Annotated in this window: 15 protein-coding genes; 6 read left to right on the forward strand and 9 right to left on the reverse strand. The window is 64.3% G+C overall.

All coding sequences use genetic code 11. The annotated features are described in order from the left end of the window. The first annotated feature begins 73 nt into the window (after positions 1-73). Together AC0L2A_RS19895 and AC0L2A_RS19900 are read left to right on the forward strand one after the other, a co-directional pair. The gene (locus AC0L2A_RS19895; protein WP_473610235.1) at positions 74-934 is read left to right on the forward strand and encodes a helix-turn-helix domain-containing protein; all 861 of its coding nucleotides are present in this window, start codon (positions 74-76) and stop codon (positions 932-934) included. A gap of 158 nt (positions 935-1092) precedes the next feature. Beyond that, positions 1093-2307, forward strand: coding sequence for an aldo/keto reductase (locus AC0L2A_RS19900; protein ID WP_473610237.1), 1215 nt, complete (start codon positions 1093-1095; stop codon positions 2305-2307). 290 nt (positions 2308-2597) lie between these two features. Here AC0L2A_RS19900 and AC0L2A_RS19905 read toward each other — a convergent pair whose 3' ends face one another. The 3 genes from AC0L2A_RS19905 to AC0L2A_RS19915 form a co-directional block, all read right to left on the reverse strand. Next, positions 2598-3158, reverse strand: coding sequence for a type II toxin-antitoxin system VapC family toxin (locus AC0L2A_RS19905; protein WP_091597636.1), 561 nt, complete (start codon positions 3156-3158; stop codon positions 2598-2600). Then, positions 3148-3432, reverse strand: coding sequence for a hypothetical protein (locus tag AC0L2A_RS19910; RefSeq protein WP_091597632.1), 285 nt, complete (start codon positions 3430-3432; stop codon positions 3148-3150). The genes AC0L2A_RS19905 and AC0L2A_RS19910 overlap by 11 nt, the downstream gene beginning before the upstream one ends. A 203-nt stretch (positions 3433-3635) precedes the next feature. Next, on the reverse strand, positions 3636-5897 hold the full coding sequence (locus tag AC0L2A_RS19915; protein ID WP_473610238.1) for a 2OG-Fe(II) oxygenase: 2262 nt from the start codon (positions 5895-5897) through the stop codon (positions 3636-3638). A 775-nt stretch (positions 5898-6672) separates the two neighbouring features. Between AC0L2A_RS19915 and AC0L2A_RS19920 the strand changes: the two genes are divergently transcribed. Next, positions 6673-7884 (forward strand): efflux RND transporter periplasmic adaptor subunit, encoded by a 1212-nt coding sequence (locus AC0L2A_RS19920; protein ID WP_473610240.1) that lies wholly within the window; start codon positions 6673-6675, stop codon positions 7882-7884. Continuing rightward, positions 7881-11063 carry an efflux RND transporter permease subunit gene (locus AC0L2A_RS19925; RefSeq protein ID WP_473610241.1) on the forward strand — a complete coding sequence of 1061 codons (3183 nt, stop codon included), beginning with the start codon at positions 7881-7883 and terminating at the stop codon, positions 11061-11063. Before AC0L2A_RS19920 ends, AC0L2A_RS19925 begins: the two co-directional genes overlap by 4 nt. 454 nt (positions 11064-11517) lie before the next feature. On the opposite strand, the gene AC0L2A_RS19930 is transcribed toward AC0L2A_RS19925, so the two are convergent. Genes AC0L2A_RS19930 through AC0L2A_RS19940 form a run of 3 tightly spaced genes read right to left on the reverse strand, consistent with a single transcriptional unit; the run spans position 11518 to position 15450 of the window. Then, entirely contained in the window at positions 11518-12507 is a 990-nt protein-coding gene (locus AC0L2A_RS19930; protein WP_167366524.1) for an FAD binding domain-containing protein, read from the reverse strand. Positions 12508-12529: 22 nt separating this feature from the next. Continuing rightward, a complete protein-coding gene (locus AC0L2A_RS19935; RefSeq protein ID WP_473610242.1) occupies positions 12530-14938 on the reverse strand; it encodes a xanthine dehydrogenase family protein molybdopterin-binding subunit in 2409 nt (802 codons plus the stop codon). Then, on the reverse strand, positions 14938-15450 hold the full coding sequence (locus AC0L2A_RS19940) for a (2Fe-2S)-binding protein (RefSeq protein WP_473610244.1): 513 nt from the start codon (positions 15448-15450) through the stop codon (positions 14938-14940). The genes AC0L2A_RS19935 and AC0L2A_RS19940 overlap by 1 nt, the downstream gene beginning before the upstream one ends. A gap of 312 nt (positions 15451-15762) precedes the next feature. On the opposite strand from AC0L2A_RS19940, the gene AC0L2A_RS19945 reads away from it, so the two are divergent. Next, entirely contained in the window at positions 15763-15969 is a 207-nt protein-coding gene (locus AC0L2A_RS19945) for a hypothetical protein (protein WP_473610245.1), read from the forward strand. A 2-nt stretch (positions 15970-15971) separates the two neighbouring features. Here AC0L2A_RS19945 and AC0L2A_RS19950 read toward each other — a convergent pair whose 3' ends face one another. The 3 genes from AC0L2A_RS19950 to AC0L2A_RS19960 are packed head-to-tail and all read right to left on the reverse strand — an operon-like array spanning position 15972 to position 18634. Continuing rightward, positions 15972-16907, reverse strand: a complete 936-nt coding sequence (locus tag AC0L2A_RS19950; protein WP_473610246.1) for a hypothetical protein — start codon at positions 16905-16907, stop codon at positions 15972-15974. Continuing rightward, positions 16904-17416: a hypothetical protein gene (locus AC0L2A_RS19955; RefSeq protein WP_473610248.1), complete on the reverse strand. Its 513-nt coding sequence runs from the start codon at positions 17414-17416 to the stop codon at positions 16904-16906. The genes AC0L2A_RS19950 and AC0L2A_RS19955 overlap by 4 nt, the downstream gene beginning before the upstream one ends. A gap of 3 nt (positions 17417-17419) precedes the next feature. Continuing rightward, positions 17420-18634: a macrolide family glycosyltransferase gene (locus AC0L2A_RS19960; RefSeq protein ID WP_473610249.1), complete on the reverse strand. Its 1215-nt coding sequence runs from the start codon at positions 18632-18634 to the stop codon at positions 17420-17422. A gap of 821 nt (positions 18635-19455) precedes the next feature. Here AC0L2A_RS19960 and AC0L2A_RS19965 point away from each other — a divergent pair. Beyond that, complete coding sequence (locus tag AC0L2A_RS19965; RefSeq protein WP_473610250.1) at positions 19456-21012, forward strand: ABC transporter substrate-binding protein; 1557 nt, start codon at positions 19456-19458, stop codon at positions 21010-21012. The last annotated feature ends 8 nt before the right edge of the window (positions 21013-21020 follow it).

The raw sequence follows: 21020 nt of genomic DNA on the forward strand, positions 1-21020 counted from the left end.
AGCGGCGTACTTTAGCCGCGAAGCCGCTCAGGCGGCCGTTTTCGCCCACCACATCAGCGGGAAAAGCCGAAGGATGACCAGCCGCGCGCAACCCGAGATCATCCGCCGGGAAAGCAAGACCTTCCGTTTGGCGCATTGCCTTTTGCCGGCATGGCGCGACGGCGAGATCGAGTCGACGTCGGCGCCCGGGTCGATCGGCATGGCTTTCACCGGCCAGGCGGCTGCCGTTGTGCGCGTAGCCGATGGCACTGCAAGGCCACGGCCCGTGCCGCCTATGACAATCGGGCTTGGCGGCGACACGCCGATCGCCTGGTTGGAGACGGACTCTCCCTCCGACGTTCTGGAAATCACCGGGGCGACCGGGCTGCGCCGCGAGATGGCGCGGGACATGCGTGTCGAAGGCCACGCCGATCTCGATGACGTGCATGGCTGGCAGGACCCGATCATCCAGGCGGTGGCGACCAGACTGCGCGCCGCCCTGCGCGGGTGGATACCGATGTCGGACATGGAGGCCGAGACACTGGTTCGCGCCGCCTATGCCCAGGTGCTGCGGCGGCACTTCGGTGGACACGATCTTATCCGGCGAACGCTTGACGCGCGGCGGCGTCAGCGTGTGGTGGAACTGGTGCTGGACACCGCCGACAAACCGCTGACCTTGGGAGATCTTGCCGAGGCGGCCGCACTCAGCCCGTTTCACTTCGCGCGCAGTTTTGCCAACACCTTCGGCATGCCGCCGCATCGCTTTGTAACTGCAAGTCGGCTGGATCGAGCGTTTCACGCTCTGCGGTCGACCCAGGCAACCGTGCCGCAGGCGGCTGCGGCTGCGGGGTTCTCGAACCTGCATCATTTTCGTCAACTGTTCCGGCGGCAGTACGGCGTGCCGCCATCGGACATAGGCAGGCAGGCGCGGGCTCAGTCCATCCGGCACCGATAGGGCTTCGGGCGACAGCTTCGCCTGAACCCGGCGATCCACGAAGTGAGCAAGAATCGACCCTGTCCGCGGCGCCGGCCGTGCCTATTTTCAGCAAACCACCCTTTGAGGCCGGCGACCGAACATCCGCGCCGGCCTCATGGCGAGCCAAGGATCGTGACATGACGAAATCTCACCGAGTCAACCAGTCTCCCTCAAACAACCAGTCTCCCTCGAACATTGACAACCCGCAGCGCCGGCAATTTCTGGCGTCGGCAGCTTGTCTCGGCGTTGCGCCCTGGCTGCTGTCTTCGCTTGGCGAAGCGGCGGCGCAAACGGCCAGCCCGCAACCCGCGAGCCAGCGCCGCAAGCTGGGCGCCCTCGAAGTGTTTCCCGTGGGGCTCGGATGCCAGTGGAAACCTGGCCCTGACGAGCGCACCGCCCAGGATTATTTCGGCAGCCGCATAGATCGCTCCGCCGCCGTTGCGCTTATCAGGCGCGCGGTAGACCAAGGCGTCACCCTCATCGATACGGCGGAAGTCTATGGACCCTTCATTTCGGAGGAGATCGTTGGCGATGCGCTGCAGGGGCTGCGCGAGACCGTCGTTCTGGAGAGTAAGTTCGGGTTCAACGTTGATCTTGAGACCGGCAAGATCGGAGAGGGCCTGACCAGCCGGCCCGAGCACATCAAGCGCGCCGTCGAAGGCAGCTTGCGCCGCCTGCGCACCGACCGCATCGACGTGCTTTACCAGCACCGCGTCGACCCGCTTGTGCCGATCGAAGACGTCGCCGGCGCGGTCAAGGATCTCGTCGCCGAGGGCAAGGTTTTGCATTTCGGGCTCTCGGAGCCGGGACTTGAGACCATCCGACGCGCACACGCGATTCTGCCGCTCGCCGCCATCCAGAACGAATATTCGATGGTCTGGCGTGGTCCCGAGGCCGACGTGCTGCCTCTGTGCGAGGAACTGGGTATCGGCTTCGTGAGCTGGGCTCCGCTGGGCTATGGTTTCCTGACCGGCACGATTACGGCAGAAACCCGCTTTGGCGACGACCCCGAGCGAGACTTTCGCGCCTGGGTTCCCCGCATGGCTGAGGATGCCTTGGCGGCCAACATGGCGCTCGTCGATGTCGTGCGGACGTGGGCGCAACGCAAGGAGGTCAAACCCGCCCAGCTGGCGCTGGCCTGGCTGCTGGCACAGAAGCCGTTCATCGTGCCGATCCCCGGTACAACGAAGGCCGCCCACCTCGACGAGAACATTGCGGCCGCTGCCATCACCTTTACGGAGGACGAGCTGCATCAGCTCAATGCTGACGTGGCTGCGGTCAAGATCGAAGGCGCTCGGCTTCCTCCTGCGGTTCTCGCAATGTCCGGCGTGGAGGCCCCACCCAAGGCTTAGTCCGGGTGACCGCCTGCTCAAGGTGAATGCACCTGAGTCGTGGGACATAGCGAATCTGAATTGGCCCCACTTCAAAGCGAAACTGACCATAAGTGGTTGATTCATGGACTTTGGTGGCCCGGAGGACGGAGGACGTGTTCACGGCACTGATTTCATTGTCTTTTTCCTGGGCCAGAATTGGAAATCTTCCCGTATTGTACTGCCCGGTTCCGCGGCTTGCCATGAAACCGCAAATTCTCGGGTACTTGTCGGTCGGCGACACATATCGCCACCCAATGGGCCCAAGCCGGCTACCCCTGCTCATAGAAAAGAACACGACCCGCTGGCAGAAGCTGATCGAAATAGTCGAAGTCGCGCACATTGCGTGTGAGAACAATCCAGCCGCGTTCCAGCGCCTGGAGATATAAGCTCGCATCGTTCAGCAGGCTCTCGCCGCGGGCAGCGCCTGACAGACGCGTCACCAAGCCGGCCAGCATTCCGGCCTCGCCCATGGCGGTCTCCGATGGGGAAAAGAGCCGGTGGCCTGGTATGTCTTCGAGGGTACGCCGGATTTCGCGTAACACGGTCTTCGTGGCCGGGTGCGACGGATCGAGGCGGCCGAACAGGTGCGTCAGCTCAGCCAGGCAAACGGTGGAGTGATTGACGTTCCGGGTCTCAAGCAGTTCGTCCACGCTTACGGGAGAACGCCCTTGGAGTACGTCGATATAGACACAGCTATCGAGCAACAGCTCAAGGCCAGCTGAAATCGGCTTCCGAAGAATAGGCAGATCGGCGGCCGAGCGGCGTTGGATAGTATCTGTGCTGCGTTGCGGCTTGATCCGCCGCAGCGCACGGGACAGATCAAAACTCAAGGTCGATTTCTTTCGCGACCCGGCCCTTCCGGCGGACCACCTTCACCCCAAAGTCGTCCTCAAGCGCGACCTTCGCCAAGGCGTATTCCAGTAGTTCTGTATCGGTGGTAATGCCGGACTTTTCCTTGGCAGCCGCTATGAGGTCGCGTCGAATCCGACCGCCGATCCGGCCATTCTCGCCTTCAAGCAGCCCGAGCTGCCGCGCCGTATCAATGACCGTCCGCCGCCGCAGACTTGCCTGAATCGGTGGCGGCTGAGTTTCATGGGACGGCATCAAGGATCTCCTTGTTAGACAAAATAGCGATTCTGGCCAACAGATTCAAGATGCGGATGCGGACTGTTGATCCGCGCTCACCGCCGCGCCCGCAGCAGTTCGGACCGGTCTGAAACCTTCCCCTGAACACTGATCCGGAGCGGCCCTTCACCCTTGCGGCTGTCCTTCGGACTCTCCCGCCGCCAGGTGCTCGAGATCGTCCTTCATCCACCAAGCGCCGATACATGTTCCAGATCCTGCCGGCGCTGTTTGGCGCGTCGCTCGTAACTGGCCTGGTTCTTGGTCGCGATCAACGTGTGCGGGCTGCCGCGCCTTTCGGTGGCGAGGTCAAGGTCGCACACGGCGTTTCGGACGCTCTCCTCGACGTGGGTCCGCCGGTTCTGGGCCGCCCTCAGGCGCCATTGCTGTTGATGAGGATCAATCAGAAATGCGCCGAGTGCGCGACAGTCCTCGCATGTGCATTTGAGCGGATTGGTTCGCGACCAGTCCCGCGGGGCCTCCAGCGGCAGCGCGATGCGACCGCGCAGATGGTCGAGAGCCGCCTCACGCAGCCGGCCGATGGCCGGCCATGCCCTGCTCTCCGCCCGCTTGGCGAAGGCCAGTGCCGCCGGGACGAGCACCGCGTCCGGCGTGTAGGTCCGGGGCCAGGCCAGCAGGTGCTCGATCGCGCGCGCTGCAAGCCCGGCGTCGATCTTGCTCGTCGCCGTCAGGAGATCGACGACGAAGCCAGGCAGTACGGACGCAGGTCGCGTCCAGGGGTCGAGCTTGGCACGCTTGGCCGGGTCACCCGGCAAGACGTCGATCAAAGCTGCGCCGATCTTCGCGGCGTCGCCAGCGGACTCGGTCGGCGCCGCTACGCAACGCATCAGCAAATCGGCGCAGGCGCCGAGGTGGGCCGCGGCATTGCGTCTGACGATCTCGACCAGCAAGTCCGTGGCCCGCGGTCGTGGAAGGAGCGCGGCGGCGCGCACGAGGGCGTCGTTATCGGACGCGGCGTAGTGGCCGTTGGCCGACAACTCCACGACAAATTCGTCGATGCGCGCGGCATTGCTCAGCCGAACCTGCAAGTCGAGCATCCGACCGGCATCGGTATCGTCCTCCCTGCGCCATGTCTCACGGGACCAGGAGCGCAGCATGTGTCCCGAAAGCTCATCGCCCTCCCCCCACAACTGTCGCTTGGCGGCGGTGTCGCTCGTCTCCCAGCGCTTCGCCAGGTCTTCGAGATACGGCAGCGTCGCCCCGAGGCCGGCCTGGTTAAGCACCGCGAGCCGCCGCGCGCGCGGCCACAGCACCAGACCGGCACGGCGATAGGTACGGTCGAAAGAGGCGCCCTCGTTGCCCGTCGCCTCGTGGAAATGCTGCTCGTCGGGCCTCAGATCTTCGAACGCATCGGGCGGACAGAGCTCCTCCTCATTGAATGGAAAGTCGTGAAACCCGACCCCGCCGCCGTCCGGACGCCGCCACGCCGACAGGGTCAGCGAGCTGTCGAAAACCTCCGCGACTTCGAATTCTTCATCGCCCTCGTCGTCTCGATCCCAGCGCCTGCGGCGATAATTGCCGGTGTGCACGGCGCTGCCGCTCTCCTCGATCGATACCAGGACAAGATGGAGATCGCACTCCGCCGCCGCTGCCGCCTCGATCAACACCGACGCCACGCCCGCATCGGCCCCCTTGAGGGTGTCGAACGACAGCTCCGCCGGCGTGTAGGCATGCTCGAGCGGCACGATCAACTTGTCGGGCTCGTCCTCCGAGCCGGCCCAGCCGCGCAGCAGGTCCGCGACGTGCGCCTCGACCGCGCGATAGTCGGGGGCCCGCAGTGTGCGTCTCTTGCCGAGGAAGCGCAAATTATAGACGAGGATCAGGCGATGTCCGATGATGACCGGGCGCACTTCATGCAAGCAGTCTGCATAGAAGGCGGCGTATCCGATTTCCGACGGATCTTCGGGGTGCAGATCGAACATCACCTCTCGACCCAGGTGCCGCACGACCAGCTCGCCGCCACGATGAGCAGAGGGAAGTACGATCACCAGGGTCGCGAACATGCCGGGCGTCTTTTCGGTGTCCCGGTGATTAAGGAAGAAGCTGCCGGCGTCATAGACGAGAAGCTTGTAGGACTCCGCCTCGACCAGCTCTTCGACGCCAAGGCCGCGGGCAGCGTCGGTTACGAGCTCGGCCAGCGTCGTCTCCCAACTACGCCCGCCGATCTGGATCCTGCGCGGGTCGATCTGGCAGGTTCTGGGCACGTCGCGATCGAGCACCGTCTCCTCGCCGCGTCCATGGGGTGCCGCATCGGCTACGGCGACCAGCCGTTCGGCCTGCGCCTCCGGAAGCGGGAAGGCGATCCTGCCCACGCTCTCCACGTCGATCGTCGGCATGAAGATTTCCCGCAGGCCACCGACGCAGAAGTCGCCGGGGCGCTCGACCGAGCGCAGGCAATCAGGCAGGGCGGCGGCGATCGACGACACGGGCATCCCGACAGTCTGGAAATGAACACTATGGAAAACCTTACCTAGACCCGGCCCGTCGGCCTCTCAAGAAATTTTGCACAGCAAGACACCCGATACTTGTCGTTGCCTTTTCTGAGAGATGGCCCTTCTCGTTCATCAAAACCCGAAAATCGGCCCAGCAGCGCTGTGGAGCGCCCTATGGAGGGCCACGATAGAGAATTTCCGCGGCGCAGCCGCCGCTCCGGGCACGCTTCCGATAAGGTGCTTGAACTGTTCGACCTCACCCTCGTTCGCGCCATACATGCGCCGCTTATCGACGATCTTTTTTCCAAACTGCAGGAGAGACGTGCGGACGTGCGGTTGTCACGTCCCAGTGCTATGCAAGTGGCGCAATGGTGCAATAGCGTTTTCGGAGTGTAGCAAATGTCCAATCTGCCGATTTCATCGAAGCCTATATCGCCGCCTATAACCGCAGAATGAGAAGCAGGTCGAACCTCAACGCGCGGGAGCGGCCCTGTTCCTCCCGACAGAACCGCCGCACGTCGGGATGCGCAATGGCTTGTCAGATCCGCTTTGGCTCGAGCGCATGGCGATGGCTACGCAACGGATAAACGCGAGATGTGCGTTCGCGCTCCCCGGTTAGCCGCTTCCTTGTCAAGATTGACGATGTTCGATGTTTGTTCAATAGCAAGCTGTCGGTTGTGGTGGTCAGTACAAAAAATTGATTTGTGCGGCACACAAGCTGCCTAGATGTTACGGACTTCGCATGAAGGACCGATTACGAGGGGTAACCATGGTTCACACTGCACGCCTCCGCCACGATTCTCTGGCCGCCCCCTCCAGCAGAAACGTCCCTGCAAAATGGCTCGCCGCCGCGGCCTTCGCGGCGCTCGGCTTGCTCGCGGCCCCGGCCGCACAGGCGCAGGAAGCACCTCCCGCGCCCGTCGTCACGGTAGCCAAGCCGCTGGTGCGCGATATCGTCGAGGACGATGAGTTCGTCGGCCGTTTCGAAGCCGTCGACCAGGTTTCGCTACGCTCCCGCGTCGGCGGCTATCTCGACCAGGTCCATTTCCAGGACGGTACGCTGGTCAAGCAGGGCGACCTCCTGTTCACCATCGACCAGCGGCCGTTCAAGGCGGCGCTGAACCAGGCGCAGGCGCAGGTCGACTCGGCCAAGACCCTGGTCGAATTCAGCAAGATGCAGTTCGAACGCGCCGAGACCCTGTCGCGCGAAGGCAACATACCGGTTTCGACACTGGACGACCGCCGCCGCGAATATCTCGCCGCCCAAGCGCAACTGGACGGCGCGGAGGCGGCACTTGAAAACGCAAGTCTCGATCTCGAATTCACCGAGATCAAGGCGCCGTTTTCCGGCCGGGTCGACCGCCGGCTCATCTCGCCGGGCAATCTGGTGCAGGCCGACCAGACCGTGCTGACCACCATCGTCTCGATCGACCCGATCAACTTCTATTTCGACATCGATGAGCGGACCTACTTCTCTTATGCGCGCGACGCCCGCGAGCGCGGCGGCGTCATGCAGGAAGGCGCCGGCGGCGTCGACGTTGTCGTCCGTGTCGCCGACCGTGATGAAGCGACGTTCAAGGGCAAGCTCGACTTCGCCGAGAACCGTCTGGACCAAGCTACCGGCACGATGCGGGCCAGGGCGCGCTTCGACAACAAGGACGGCGTGCTGCAGCCGGGCATGTTCGGCCGCATCAACGTGCCCGGCTCGCTGCCGCATCCGGGCGTGCTTCTGCCTGACGAGGCGATCGGCGCCGACCAGAACCGCCGCATCGTCTTCGTTGTCGACCAGGCAGGCCTGATCTCGGCCAAGCCGGTCCGCACCGGCCCGCGCATCGACGGCTATCGCGTTATCCGCGAGGGCCTCACCGGCGAAGAGACCGTGGTAGTCAACGGGCTGGTGCGAGTGCGGCCGGGCGTCACCGTCAAGCCCGAGATGACCAAATTGCCGCCCAAGGTTGAAGCCGAAGGGCAGACGCAATGAACTTCGCCCATTTCTTCGTCAACCGCCCGATCTTCGCGGCGGTGCTGTCGATCGTGCTCGTGCTCGTCGGCGGCATCGCCTATACGCAGCTTCCAGTCGCGCAATATCCCGAAATCGCGCCACCGACCATCGTGGTGCGCGCCTCCTATCCGGGCGCCGACGCCGAGACGGTCGCCGCGACCGTGGCGACGCCGATCGAACAGGAAATCAACGGCGTCGAGCACATGCTCTACATGTCGTCCTATTCCTCCGGCGACGGCTCGATGTCGCTCACCATCACCTTCCGCCCCGGCACTGATCTCGACGCGGCGCAGGTGCTGGTCCAGAACCGCGTCTCGATCGCCGAAGCGCGCCTGCCGGAAGAGGTGCGCCGGCTCGGCATCACCACGGCGAAAAGTTCGCCCGACCTGATGATGGTCGTCCATATGCTGTCGCCCGACGACACATATGATCAGCTTTACGTCTCGAATTATGCGCGTTCGCGCGTGCGCGACGTCCTGCTGAGACTGGACGGCGTCGGCGACGTGCAGATCTTCGGCGAGCGCGAATATTCGCTGCGCGTCTGGCTCGACCCGGAAAAGCTGTCCGCCTACGGTATGACCGCAGGCGACGTAGTCGAGGCGCTGCGCGACCAGAACGTCCAGGTATCGGGCGGCTCGATCGGCGCGCCGCCGATTGGCGACGGCTCGGCCTTCCAGTATACGGTCACCACGCAAGGGCGCTTTGAAGACGCGCGCGACTTCCGCTACGTCATAGTCAAGTCGGCCGAGGACGGCCGCTTGATCTCCCTGCAGGACGTGGCGCGCATAGAGCTCGGCGCCAGGGACTACGTCACCAATTCCTATCTCAACAACAAGGCCGCGGTGGCGCTCGGCATCTTCCAGCGGCCGGGCACCAATGCCTTGGCCTCGGCGGAAGAAATCCAGGCGACCATCGCGGAGCTTTCGAAGGATTTCCCGAAGGGGCTGGCCTACGAGATCATCTACAATCCGACCGAGTTCATCGCCGAATCCATCAACGAGGTCTATGTCACCATCGCCGAGGCGATCCTGCTGGTGGTGATCGTCATCATCGTGTTCCTGCAGTCGTGGCGCATGGCGATCGTGCCGATCGTGGCGATACCGGTCTCGCTGATCGGCACGCTTGCCGTGCTGCTCGCCTTCGGCTTCTCGCTCAACATGCTCACTCTGTTCGGGCTGGTGCTGGCGGTCGGCATCGTTGTCGACGACGCCATCGTGGTTGTGGAAAATATCGAGCGGAACATCCGGCTGGGGCTCGCTCCGCGCGCCGCTGCGCATAAGACCATGGATGAAGTGGGAAACGCGGTCCTTGCGATCTCGCTGGTGCTGATCTCCGTCTTCGTTCCGGCGGCTTTCATTCCCGGGATTTCCGGCCAGTTCTACCTGCAGTTCGCCATCACCATCGCGGTCTCGACCGCAATCTCCGCATTCAACTCGCTGACGCTTTCGCCGGCTCTCGCCGGCGTGCTTTTCAAGCCGCACAGCGAGGAACATTCGAACTTCTTCCTGGCAAGGTTCGGCCGCGCTCTGGCGAACGGGTTCAACAACGGGTTCGACAGGATGGCGGACGGGTATGCCTGGCTGGTGCACAGACTGGTCGGCACGACCCTGGCGCTTGCCGCCATGCTGCTCGTTTTCGCAGGCCTGCTCTACGCGACCTATCACATGCTGCAGACGGTGCCGCGCGGCTTCATCCCGAACATGGACCAGGGTTATGCGATCGTCGTCGTGCAATTGCCGGAGGGCTCTTCGCTCGCCCGAACGGACGCAATCATCCAGAAGGCGTCGGATATCATCCGCGGGACCCCGGGTGTCGCCAACGCCGTCGCCTTCGCAGGATTCAACGGCGCGACATTCACCAACGCCAGCAATTCCGGCGTGATCTTCGCGCCATTCAAGAGCTTCGAGGAACGGCTCGAGAGCGGCGATACTTCCGACAAGATCATCGGCACGCTGTTTGGCAGCCTGCAAAGCATCCAGGAGGCCTTCATCATCGCGCTGCCGCCGCCGCCAGTCCGGGGCATCGGCAACTCCGGCGGCTTCAAGATGATGCTCCAGGAGCGCAACAGCGCCGACATGCGGCCGATTCTGGCGCTGGCCAACGAAATCGCCGGCAAGGCCAACCAGACGCCCGGGTTGATGGGCGTCTTCACCACCTTCTCGGCCTCCAGCCCGCAATTCTTCCTGGCGATCGACCGCGACAAGGCGCGCATGCTGAACGTGCCGATCCCCAACATCTTCGAGACGCTGTCGATCAATCTAGGCGCCGCCTACGTCAACGATTTCAATGCCTTCGGTCGTGTCTACCAGGTGCGGGCGCAAGCCGACCAGGCTTTCCGCATCGATCGCGACGACATATTGAAGCTGAAGGTGCGCTCGGCGGCCGGCGACCTGGTGCCGCTCGGCACACTGATCGAGATCCGCGACGTCACCGGTCCCTCGCTCGTGCAGCGCTACAACATGTATGTCTCCGTGCCGCTTCAGGGCAATGCAGCGCCGGGTGTCGCCACGGGCACGGCGCTCGACCTGATGGAGGGGATCGCAGCCGAATCGCTGCCGCAGGGCACTTCCTTCGAATGGACTGAACTCGCCTTCCAGGAGCGGCAGACCGGCAACACGGCGGTCTTCATCTTCGGCCTGTCGGTTCTGTTCGTCTTTCTGGTGCTCGCCGCGCTATACGAAAGCTGGATTACGCCCTTCGCCATCGTGCTGATCGTCCCGCTCAGCGTACTGGCCGCCCTCTTGGGCGTCGCCTTCCGCGGTCTCGACAACAACATCCTCGTGCAGATCGGGCTGATCGTGCTCATCGGCCTGGCGGCGAAGAACGCGATCCTGATCGTCGAATTCGCGCGCCAAGGTGAGGAGCGCGGCCTTGACGCCGTCGAGGCGGCCGTCGAGGCCTGCCGGCTGCGGCTGCGGCCGATCCTGATGACGGCGTTCGCCTTCATCCTGGGCGTGGTGCCACTAGTGATCGCCAGCGGGCCTGGCGCGGAAATGCGCCAATCGCTCGGCACGGCCGTGTTCTCCGGCATGCTGGGCGTGACGTTGTTCGGCCTCTTCCTGACGCCGGTCTTCTACGTTGCTCTTCGCAGGACTTTCCGGCGCAGGCGGCCTGAAGCCGGCCCAACCCTGGCTTCCGAGAGCGGAGCAGCCGAGTAGACGCCGAGCCGATGAGGCGCCGGGTTCAGGCTGAAGCCGGACCGGCGGGTTCCTGGATCTCGGTGGCGGTTGCCGTGAGCCGCGTGCCAACCGTCGTCACGGCGCTCACAGAGAGAGAAACGACTTGCTACCCAGAGTTGAGTCAATCAAACCCACAACAGTTGGCTGTCGCCTTCTCCACAAATATCATGAAACTTGATCCTGCTCTGAAGGACTCAGGAAGCATATCCGAGCGCTTATGCATACGTGCGGATGGACGTAGGAGTCATCAGGCCCGACGACGCCGGCCGTGGCGGTACACCAGAATGTTGCGGTCGAACTGTAGCCTGCGTTGAAGTCGACGCCGCTCCCGTAACCTGTCCCGGGTGCGCCCTTGGAGCGCAACCGTCGGCAGACTGCCGGCGCCGCGGGTGGCTGCGAAGTTGCCGAACCCATTTTGGACGCCCCCAGGACGCTAGCCCGCGGCAGCGGCCAGGATTGTGCGGCGAACGACCGTCTCCAGCACAGGCACCTTGTAGCTGTTCTTCGCCAGCGGGGTAGCGCCGGCCACCGCGGCACGGGCCGCCTGTCGCGCCAAGTCGTCGGTAAGCCTGTTGCCGATGAGGAGACGTTCGCTTTCGGCGGCGCGGCGAGGCGTTGGTGCGACCCATCCCATGACGATCGAAGCATTTTGCACTGTCTGGCCCTCCATCGTCAGCACCACCGCCACATCGCAGATCGGCCAGTCGTAGCTGTCGCGCTCGGTCTGCTTGCGGTAGGCGGCCTTCGCCCCGGCGTTCAGCGGCGGAACGATCACGCGCGTCATAACCTCGCCAGTCTCGATCCTCGCATCGTGAGCGCGCTGCATTTCGGGTGGCAAGAAGAAATCCGAGAGCTTTACGACGCGTGAGCCGTTGGCGCCGCCGGCAAGTTCGGCGCTTGCATCATAGGCGACCAGTGCCGTCGCCGGCGTCGAGGCTTGGACCATCGCGTTTTTGTCGTTGTCGAAGATCGCGTGATGCTGGTTCTCGTCAGCGCCCCTGCTCCCCATCTCATCTGCACCTTCGCCATGGAAATGATCGTGCCGAAAATACCAGCAGCGCGGCCGCTGCAGCAGATTGCCCCCGATCGTTGCGGCGTTGCGGACCTGCGGCGTCGCCGCATGCCCGGCAGCATCCGACAGCGCCAAGTAGCGCGCGCGGACCTGTGGATCGCTGTCGATGCGGTCCAGCGTCACAAGCGCGCCGAGCGACAGCCCGTTTTCCGTGTCGATTTCGTCGAGACCGCGGATGGTCTTCAGATTTACCAGTCGCATCGGCGCTAGAATCCCTTCCTTCATCAAGTCCAGAAGGTCGATCCCGCCCGCCTTGGCGATGACGGGGCGTTGCTCGGTGCTTTCGGCAAGCATACCTGCTGCCTGCTCGACCGTCGTGGCATCCACCCATTCGAAGCTGTTCATGGCCATGATGGACTCCTTCTGGCCGATCTCAGGCGCTGAGCGTCGCCAGCACATTTGCCGGGTTCATCGGCAAAGTGCGGATCCGCTTTCCGGTGGCGTTGTAGAATGCATTGGCGATCGCGGCGCTGGTCGCCACATTGCTTGCCTCGGCGATGCCTCGCGCGTCGGTCGACGACTGCGCCCCGATCTGCTCCATGAGCAGCACCTCGATCGCCGGAGTCTCGCGTGATCCGACCATCTTATATTGATCGACATTGGCGTTGAGTTGATGGCCGCTCGCCGCGTCCATGATGCGGTCCTCGTAGATCGCGTAGCTGACACCCTGGATGATGCCGCCGATCACCTGGCTCTCGACCAGTTTGGGGTTGATCGGCCTGCCGCAATCGCTGGCAGCGACGATGCGCTCGACCTTGACCACGCCGGTCTCGACATCGACCGCCACCTCGGCGAATTGGACACCGCCCAGCCCATGCCGGCTGATGGAGAGCTCTCCCGGCACCGCAAATCCCTCATAGTCGTCGTGCCGCTTGGCGAGTTTCGAGATTTCGCCGAATTTGGCTTCCTTGGCTGCATCCTTGAGCGGCCTTGCGGCCCCTTCCTTACCGCGGACGCCCACTTTGCCGTCGGCGAAGAAAATGTCATCGGGATCGGCGTCGTCGAAAAGCGGCGCGAGGCGCGCGGCCAGGTCGCGTGCCGCAGCATAGGCCGCATTGCGGGCAGGCGCGGTCACCGACGCAGTCACCCGGCTGCCGCCGGACGGCGGTCCCCACGGGAACCGCGTGTCGCCGATAAAGACGCCGATGTCCTCGGCATTGAGGCCGAACTCCTCTGCAACCACCTGGGCAAGCACAGTCCGCGTGCCGGTGCCGACATCCTGCGTGCTGTTGTAGACGGAGACCGACCCGTCATCGGCGACCCGCACCTCCACCGTCGTCGGAGGGCTGACGACATACACCCACTGCGCCTGCGCCATGCCGATCCCCCGCTTGATCGGCCCGGCGTCGGCGTTCGGCGGACGCCGGCGGCTCCAGCCGAACCGCTCGGCCGCGACCTTGCGTTCATGTGCCCGTGCAAGCATGTCGTCGGTGGGCTTTGTGTCGATGCGATCGCGCAGGATCAGCGGGTCGAGTTGCAGCCGATCCGCGAGTTCGTCCATCGCCTGCTCGAGCGAGAAGATGCCCTGCACCTGTCCGGGTGCGCGGAAAGCCGCGCACGGGCCGGCATTCGTGAACACGTCATACTGCTCGGTGCGCATGTTCGGGCACGGGTATAGCGCATTGTAGCAGAAGCCTATGCCGGCGCCCCCAGCGATGCCGCCGGTGCCCCAGCTTATGACGTCGATGGCGGTAAGGGTGCCATCTTGTTTGGCGCCGATCCGTACGCGCTGCAAGCTGTTGGGGCGATTGCCCGCCGAAACATGCTCTTCACGGCGGTCCAGCATCATGCGCACGGGCGCGCCGGCCTTTTGCGACAAATGAATGGCGAGGAGGCCGAAATTGTTGATCCCATATTTGGCGCCGAACCCGCCGCCGGTGAAGTCGCTGATTACCCGGATCTTGCTCTTGGGCAGATCGAAATATTCGGCGGCCTCATCGCGCACGCTGTGCGTGTGCTGCGTGGAGGCATAAATGGTCAGCCCGTCATCCTGCCAATCCGCGACGATGCCATGTGTTTCCATCGGCACATGAGTCTGAACCTGCGTGCGATATTCGGCCTCGACGATCACGTCCGCCTCCGCCAGGCCCTGGTCGATATCGCCCGTGGGCGTCATACCCGGCATGCCGAAGTTGGGACCGCGCACATTGCCCTTCTGCGGCAAGCCTTCCGGTGCGCCGCCGCCGCCGGCCGTTGATGGCTGCTCGACCGGTCCTGGAAAGACGATCGGTGCCTCATCGTCCATTGCCGCATCGAGGTCAGTGACATGCGGCAAGCGCTCGTATTCGACCTTGACGAGCTTCGCCGCCTGGTCGGCGATCCGCTGCGTCTCGGCGGCGACCGCGGCAACGGTCTGGCCGGCGAAGCGGACCGTCGGGTATTTGTTGCGGGCCTCGGCCTCCGGATCGCGAAGCCTGGCGGATTGCAGCAGTGTCTCGAGCACATGTACAGCACGGACGCCGGGGTGACGCTCCGCCGCCGAGGTGTCGATCGAGATCACCCTGGCATGCGGCCATGGGCAGACGATCTGCCGTGCGTAGAGCATTCCCGGCAGTTGCACGTCGAATGTGTATTTCGCCGCGCCCGTCACCTTCTGCACGGCATCGAGCCGCGGGATCGACTTGCCGATGGAGCGCAGTTCGGCGTTCACTGGCAACTGCGGCGGCTCATCGTCCGGCACCTGCCGAGTCACCTGCCTCATCTCCAGCCCGACGATACCGTAGAGCAAGGACTGGGACCGTAACGAAGGCCGGTCGGCCCGTGCCTGATTTTCGGTAGCCATCAGGTGCCCCTCCTCCGATTCTCGCCGGCGACGGCGAGCACTGCCGCAAAGATGTTCGGATAGGTACCGCAGCGGCACAGGTGACCGCTTATCGCGGCCTTCACTTCGTCGATGCCGGCGTCGGGTTTACGATCTATGAGCGCTGCGCAACTCATTACCATTCCAGGCGTGCAGAATCCGCATTGAAGGGCGTCATGCTCGATGAACGCCTGCTGCACCGGATGAAGCTTGCCGCCCTCGGCCAGCCCCTCGATCGTGGTGATGTTCCTGCCCCGTGCGTCGAGCGCCAGCGTCATGCAACTGCTGGCAGGCTGACCGTCGAGCCAGACCGTGCAGGCAGAAGAGGCTCCGCGATCGCAGCCGATTTTGGTGCCGGTCAGGCCGAGATGATTGCGGACGACGTCGACCAGCGTGGTGGCGGGTTCCGCCTGCACCGGGACCCGTCGTCCATTTATCGTGAGATCGATCGGGATCAGACCAGGGCCAAGCACTTCGTTGGCATCGTCCTGCATAGAACCATCAACGGCTGCCTGCGCTGCCCCTGCTTCCAGCAACGCCGCCCTACGGCCGAGGTGCCACCGTGCTTCAGGAACGTCCGACGAGAGATGCCCGATCTCGTGGATCCCGGAACTTGACTGCGGCTCAATTCTGCCATGCTGTACCTCCGGATTTGTTACAGCGGTTACCAAAACTAGGGTGATCGGATCAGCACCAAGCTAGGGGACCGATCGGTTCGTGCCAGACGCCATCACAACGAAGTGACCGTCGAGGCGATCGCGACGCTGGGCATGCCGTCGAGGGCACAAAGCGGCTTGAGGCTTACCATGATCGCCGGCGGCAGCGCCGCCGCCGCTGCGGATCGTCAGCAAAGAAACCGGGGCGGCGCGAGCCGCCCTTTTTCGTTGCTGACGGCGCGCTGCCAAATGCTGCCAAATCGGCTTGGCAGCACCCATTATAACCTTTTGATAACAAAGAAAAATGGTGGGCCCAACCAAGCTCTCGTCGAGGAAGGTTTCAGCCTCGATTCGTAGCCTTATCTCCCTCCGAGCATTTTTGTTGTGCAGTCGCGCCGGATGATCTCAATCACGATCTCGGTAGCGCGATCGAGATAGCTGCGCCCGTCGACGAGCCGCGCCGTAGGGCTGATGTAGCTCTGCGGGCCCACGTGCGTTGCCGGGTCGAGCGAACACACCGTGATCTTCCCGGCGTCCAGGGCCCGGTTCCAGGCGCTGCGCCGCCACAGGCGCCAACGCTGGGGGAAGAATCCGATGCCCACCCGCTCGATCCAGTCGTTCGCGCTGGTGAGCCGGTACAGGTGGAGCGCATGCGTGAGGTCGTTGACGCCGTTGTGGAAACCGCCGAGCGTGATCAGCAACAGCGGAGCGCGGAACTGGGCGAACAGCTCTTCGACCGCGCCGGTGGCCACCTGGGCACCACCGCTGTAGCAGAGCAGGACGACCGGTATGCCGCTGGCGGGCTCGTACCCTGCGAGCCGGAGCTGGTCGGCGATCTGGGCACCCACTGCCCGGTTGTACAGCGGGCGGTATCGGCGATCGGCGGCCACAAAGGTCTGCATGACGTTGTGCAGGAACAGTGTAATACCGACGTGCCGCCGTAGCCAATCCCACACCGGGCGCCCTACGAGCGGGGCCGCCAGGGGCGAGTAGGGCTGGACCTGGCCCAGCACGCGCAACTCCGGTGCTCCGGCGATGATGGCCTTTACGAGCTGGCCGCCATCGCGCGTATCGGTGAGGCGGCGCTTGCCGATCCCGTCCAGGTAGACCACGTAGGCGTCCGGCGGCCGCCCTGGATCGGCCCCCCTGGCATAGGGCACCTCCGGTGGGAGCGTGGCGGCCGGTGCGCGCCGGCCGATGGTATAGACCATGAGTTCGTGTCGGGCGAGCAGGCCCTCGGCGAGCAGAAAAGGGCCGAGCGCCAAGAGGGCGACGAGCAGGAGGTGCTCGCTCACACGATCGACTCCCGCTCCCGCGCGCCGGCGATGATCCTGGCGATCAGCCGCCGGACAACCTCGACCGTGACCGCGAGCCCGACCCCCGCGACGGCGATGCACCCGACCGCGGTCCACCAGCCCAGTCCCGACGCCGCGGCGAGCGGGCCGGCCAGCCCTGCTCCGACAACGGCCATAAGCAGCATGTGCAGGAACGGCCCGAGGAGCGGGAACGCGAGGACGGCGGCCAGGAGCAGCGGGGCGACCAGGGCGGGTGTCCAGGCCAGCCCAATCGTGCCAGGCAGTGGGGCTGAGTCAGGCGCCACGACCGGCTGCACCGAGTCGGCAACGGTCCACGCGGCGATGGGCCACAGCGCGATCACCGTGCCCTCGACGACGGTGCCGGTCACCATCAGACCGGCCACGAGCCGCGGGGACAGCTTGGGCCTGCGCGCCACCAGGGGCAGCACGCGCCCGGCGCTCTCGGACAGCCCGGCGAGGACCAGCAGTACGGCGACCGTCGTCGACATGGTTCAGCGCCCCTGTGCTCGATCGGTCGCGATGCCTCCCAACACGTCGTCGAGATACCGCTCGAGCTCGTCGACGGCACGCCGGGCGCCGCCGGCCTGCTTTTGTGCGGCGCCCTGTGCGGCTGCCGCCTCGCGGAAGCGCGGCTCGTCCAGCAGACCCCTGGCGAGCGCTTGCACCGTCTCTGGAGTGGCATCGTCCGTGCGGAGCGCGAGGCCGGCACCGAGCTCTACAACCCGCCGCGCCACCATTGGCTGGTCCGCCCCCTGTGGCACGACGAGCGTCGGCACCCCGGCCCGCATCGCCTCGTTGACACTGTTCATGCCGCCGTGGGTCACGAAGAGCGCCGCCCGGTCCAGCACCTGGAGCTGCGGCACGGATCGGCGGGCCAGCACGTTGGCTGGCAGCGGACCCAGGTCTGCCGGTTCCGTGGCCCCGGTCGAGACGACAACGGTGCCGCCCAGCGGTGCCAGCGCGGTCGCGAAGGTCCGCAGCAGGGCGGGCCGCGCATCGAACACCGTGCCCAGCGAAGCGTACAGCACGGGGTCCTCCAGCCGGGCGGCGTCGAATCCCGGATCGGTCAGGCGGGAACCGACGCTCGCCCCGACGAACCGGTACGAGGGGTCGAACGCGTCGGCTCCAGGCTGGAACGCGCTGGATGTGAAGACCAGGTTCAGCGGCTCGCGGGCGTTCATCAGGTCGATCAGGGGCAGCCCGCCGGTGTCGTAGCCGCGGTGCAGGGCCCAGCGCGCGCAAACGTAGCTCCAGCCAATGCGAGGACGGGCGGCTGCGGCGGCCACCAAGTCACGGGAGAGGCGGGTGGGGCTGGGCACCTGCCCGTTGAAGGCGAACGTGGTGAACGTGGCGGCCGCCGGCACACCGAGCTCACGCGCGGCCACCGCGCCCCATGGACAGGCCGCCCCATGCACGATCAGGTCGGGCCGTATGGCGCGGAGGTCCGAGAGCACGCCGGGCAACAGGCCGAGGGCGGTCCGAGCGAGTTCTTCCAGCATCGCGAGGGGGATCGGCGGATCCGGCAAGGGCAGGTCGCCCCCAGAGTAGAGGTAGACCTTCGCACCAACGGTCTCAATCTGGGCCGCAAACGCAGGGGAGGTGTGATAGGTCACCGTGTGACCGCGCCGGGCGAGCTCTGCCACGACCGCGAGCGTCGGGTTAATGTAGCCGTGCATGCCGATGTTGAGGAAAGAGACGGTGCTCATCGACGCCTCCGGGGTGGTCGGAAGATTCAAGGGGGTGGCTGGACGCATCCCCTGCCAAACCGGCAAGGGCCGCCGTCCGATGCAGCCAATGTTCGTGGAACCCGCGGCACCAGCCTATCAAACGGTAGGATCGGTTGGACGATGCCGAAGTATGGGAGACTATGACCTCCCTCTAGGACGCTCTGCTCGGTCGGGTGCGACGGCTAAGCCCGGCGCCGCTGGGATGGGATGGCGCAAGTCAAAAGCTATATCGAGGACCGCCACCAGCCCGCCTCATAATGCCAGCAGCTTGCCGGCCTGCTCGGGCACTATTGCGAGCATACCGGTCCGGCAAGTTCTCGTCGCACTGGGCGCCCATCCGCATTTTTGTGTTCGCCGCGAATTTTTGAGGCGCGCCGGAGCGCGGCTACGACTCGACTACCGACATATAGGCAGTCCTGTCAGCACTCCACGCGGCCTGCCAGGGACTCGGTCAATTCCTGCAGCAGCCAGCGTTCCCGTCTGGGCTTAGTCGGTTGCAAGCGCGTTCTTAGCGGATGCGCGTCTCCAAGCGTTCACAAACCTGTCCGGGGCGCTACGATCTATACCCTGGGGATAGGGTGACCTCTGCTTGATGCTCATAGACCGCGATCAGCGGGCTGAGGTATCGTGGCTAAAATGTCTGGGTGTCCGCATCGATGCCAAGCGCCGCAAGAAGATCTTGATGGCAGCGGTGCGGCGCTGGGTTGGACAAGAGCGTGGAATGCCTCGTTGGCCAGGAATTGACTGCGGGTGGCCTTCCCGCAGTCCCTAGTGAAGTAGCAGGCCGACGGGAAGCCTTGATGGAAATTTACGCGTGCCGGGCCAAGCGATCTTACAAGCGCAGCTTCGGGCTGCGCATGCTGGGACCTGCTCTCGGTTTGCTGGTCTGGATTGCGCCGGTCTACGCGCAAGAGGTGCTGCGCATACCCTACGTGGCCGACATCGGCACGTTCGATCCGGACAACGGGTTTGAGACCGGCGCGATGAGCGCGATCAACAACGTATACGAGGGCCTCGTCGAATACGAGCCGGGTTCGACCAAGATCGTTGGTCTGCTCGCCCAGAGCTGGGAGATCTCGGACGACGGGCTGACTTACACCTTCCACCTGGTCGACGGTGTCCAGTTCCACGACGGCACGCCGTTCAATGCGGCGGCGGTCATAAACTCGTTCGAACGCCGCCGCGATGGTGGACTGATCCAGAGCTACGTCCTGGCCAACGTGAAGGACATGAGGGCGCCCGACGATTCGACGGTTGTACTCACGCTGGGCCATCCTCAGCCTTCGCTCCTCGATGCCCTTTCCAGTCCATGGGGGCCTAAGATCATCAGTCCGGTAGCGCTTGCCGAGCATGACAACGGCGACTTCGCGACGACCTGGCTCAATGAGCACGCGGTCGGCACGGGTCCGTTCAAACTGGCTGAATTCAAACGCGGTCAGCGCTATCTGCTCGAACGCAACGACAACTATTGGGGCGACAAACCGTTCTTCCGGCAGATCCAGATTTCGGTCGTGCCCGATATCAGCCAACAGATACTTCAATTGCAGGCGGGTGCGATCGATGCCGTACCGATCAACTATCCGTTCGCGCAACTCACCAGCCTGCCGGAGGGGGTGGAGATCACCGCCGCTCCGAGCATGATACCGTACGATCTCTTTGTTAAGCCGAACTCGCCGCTCGACGATGCGGAGGTCCGCAAGGCCGTTTTGACAGCGATCAACCCGGCGCTGTGGGTCAAGGACGCCTTTGGAGAGTTCGCAAGCCTGTCGAAGTCGGTTTATCCGAACGTGATGCTCGACCCAGTCAATCCGATCCGGTTCCCGACCGACTTCGAGGCAGCGAAAGCCGCGATCGCCAAACACGGCGCGGTCAATTTGGTCATTGGCCTCCATAGCGCGGCCCCGAGCTACAGCCGCATCGCCGACCTGATCATCGCGCAACTGGCCTTGATCGGCGTAAAGGCGACGGCTTATGTGCTGCCCTCCGGCGCGGCTTACACCTTGAAGGACGACCCAAACCCTCCCGATTTGCTGCTCACGATCGCGGGCCCGGACGCCGCTCACCCGGATAGCCAGGCCAAGGCGTTCTTCACAAAAGACGCTCCCCTCAACTTTTTTGGGCGGACGCTGCCGCAAGCCGATGCCATCGTGGACCAGGCCGGGCAGGTGACCGACGTCAAAGAACGCGACGCTCTCTACGAGAGAGCGGGGCAGATGTATTTCGATGCCGGCATCGTCATCCCGCTTGTCGACGTCAATGACGTGGTTGTCCATGCCAAGGGTCTGAAGGACCTTGGACTCCGTCCCGTGAACCCACCCGGCAACATCGACTTCGCCACCGTTCGCTGGGGACCCTGAATTCCGGA

Source organism: Mesorhizobium sp. WSM4844 (assembly GCF_055811775.1).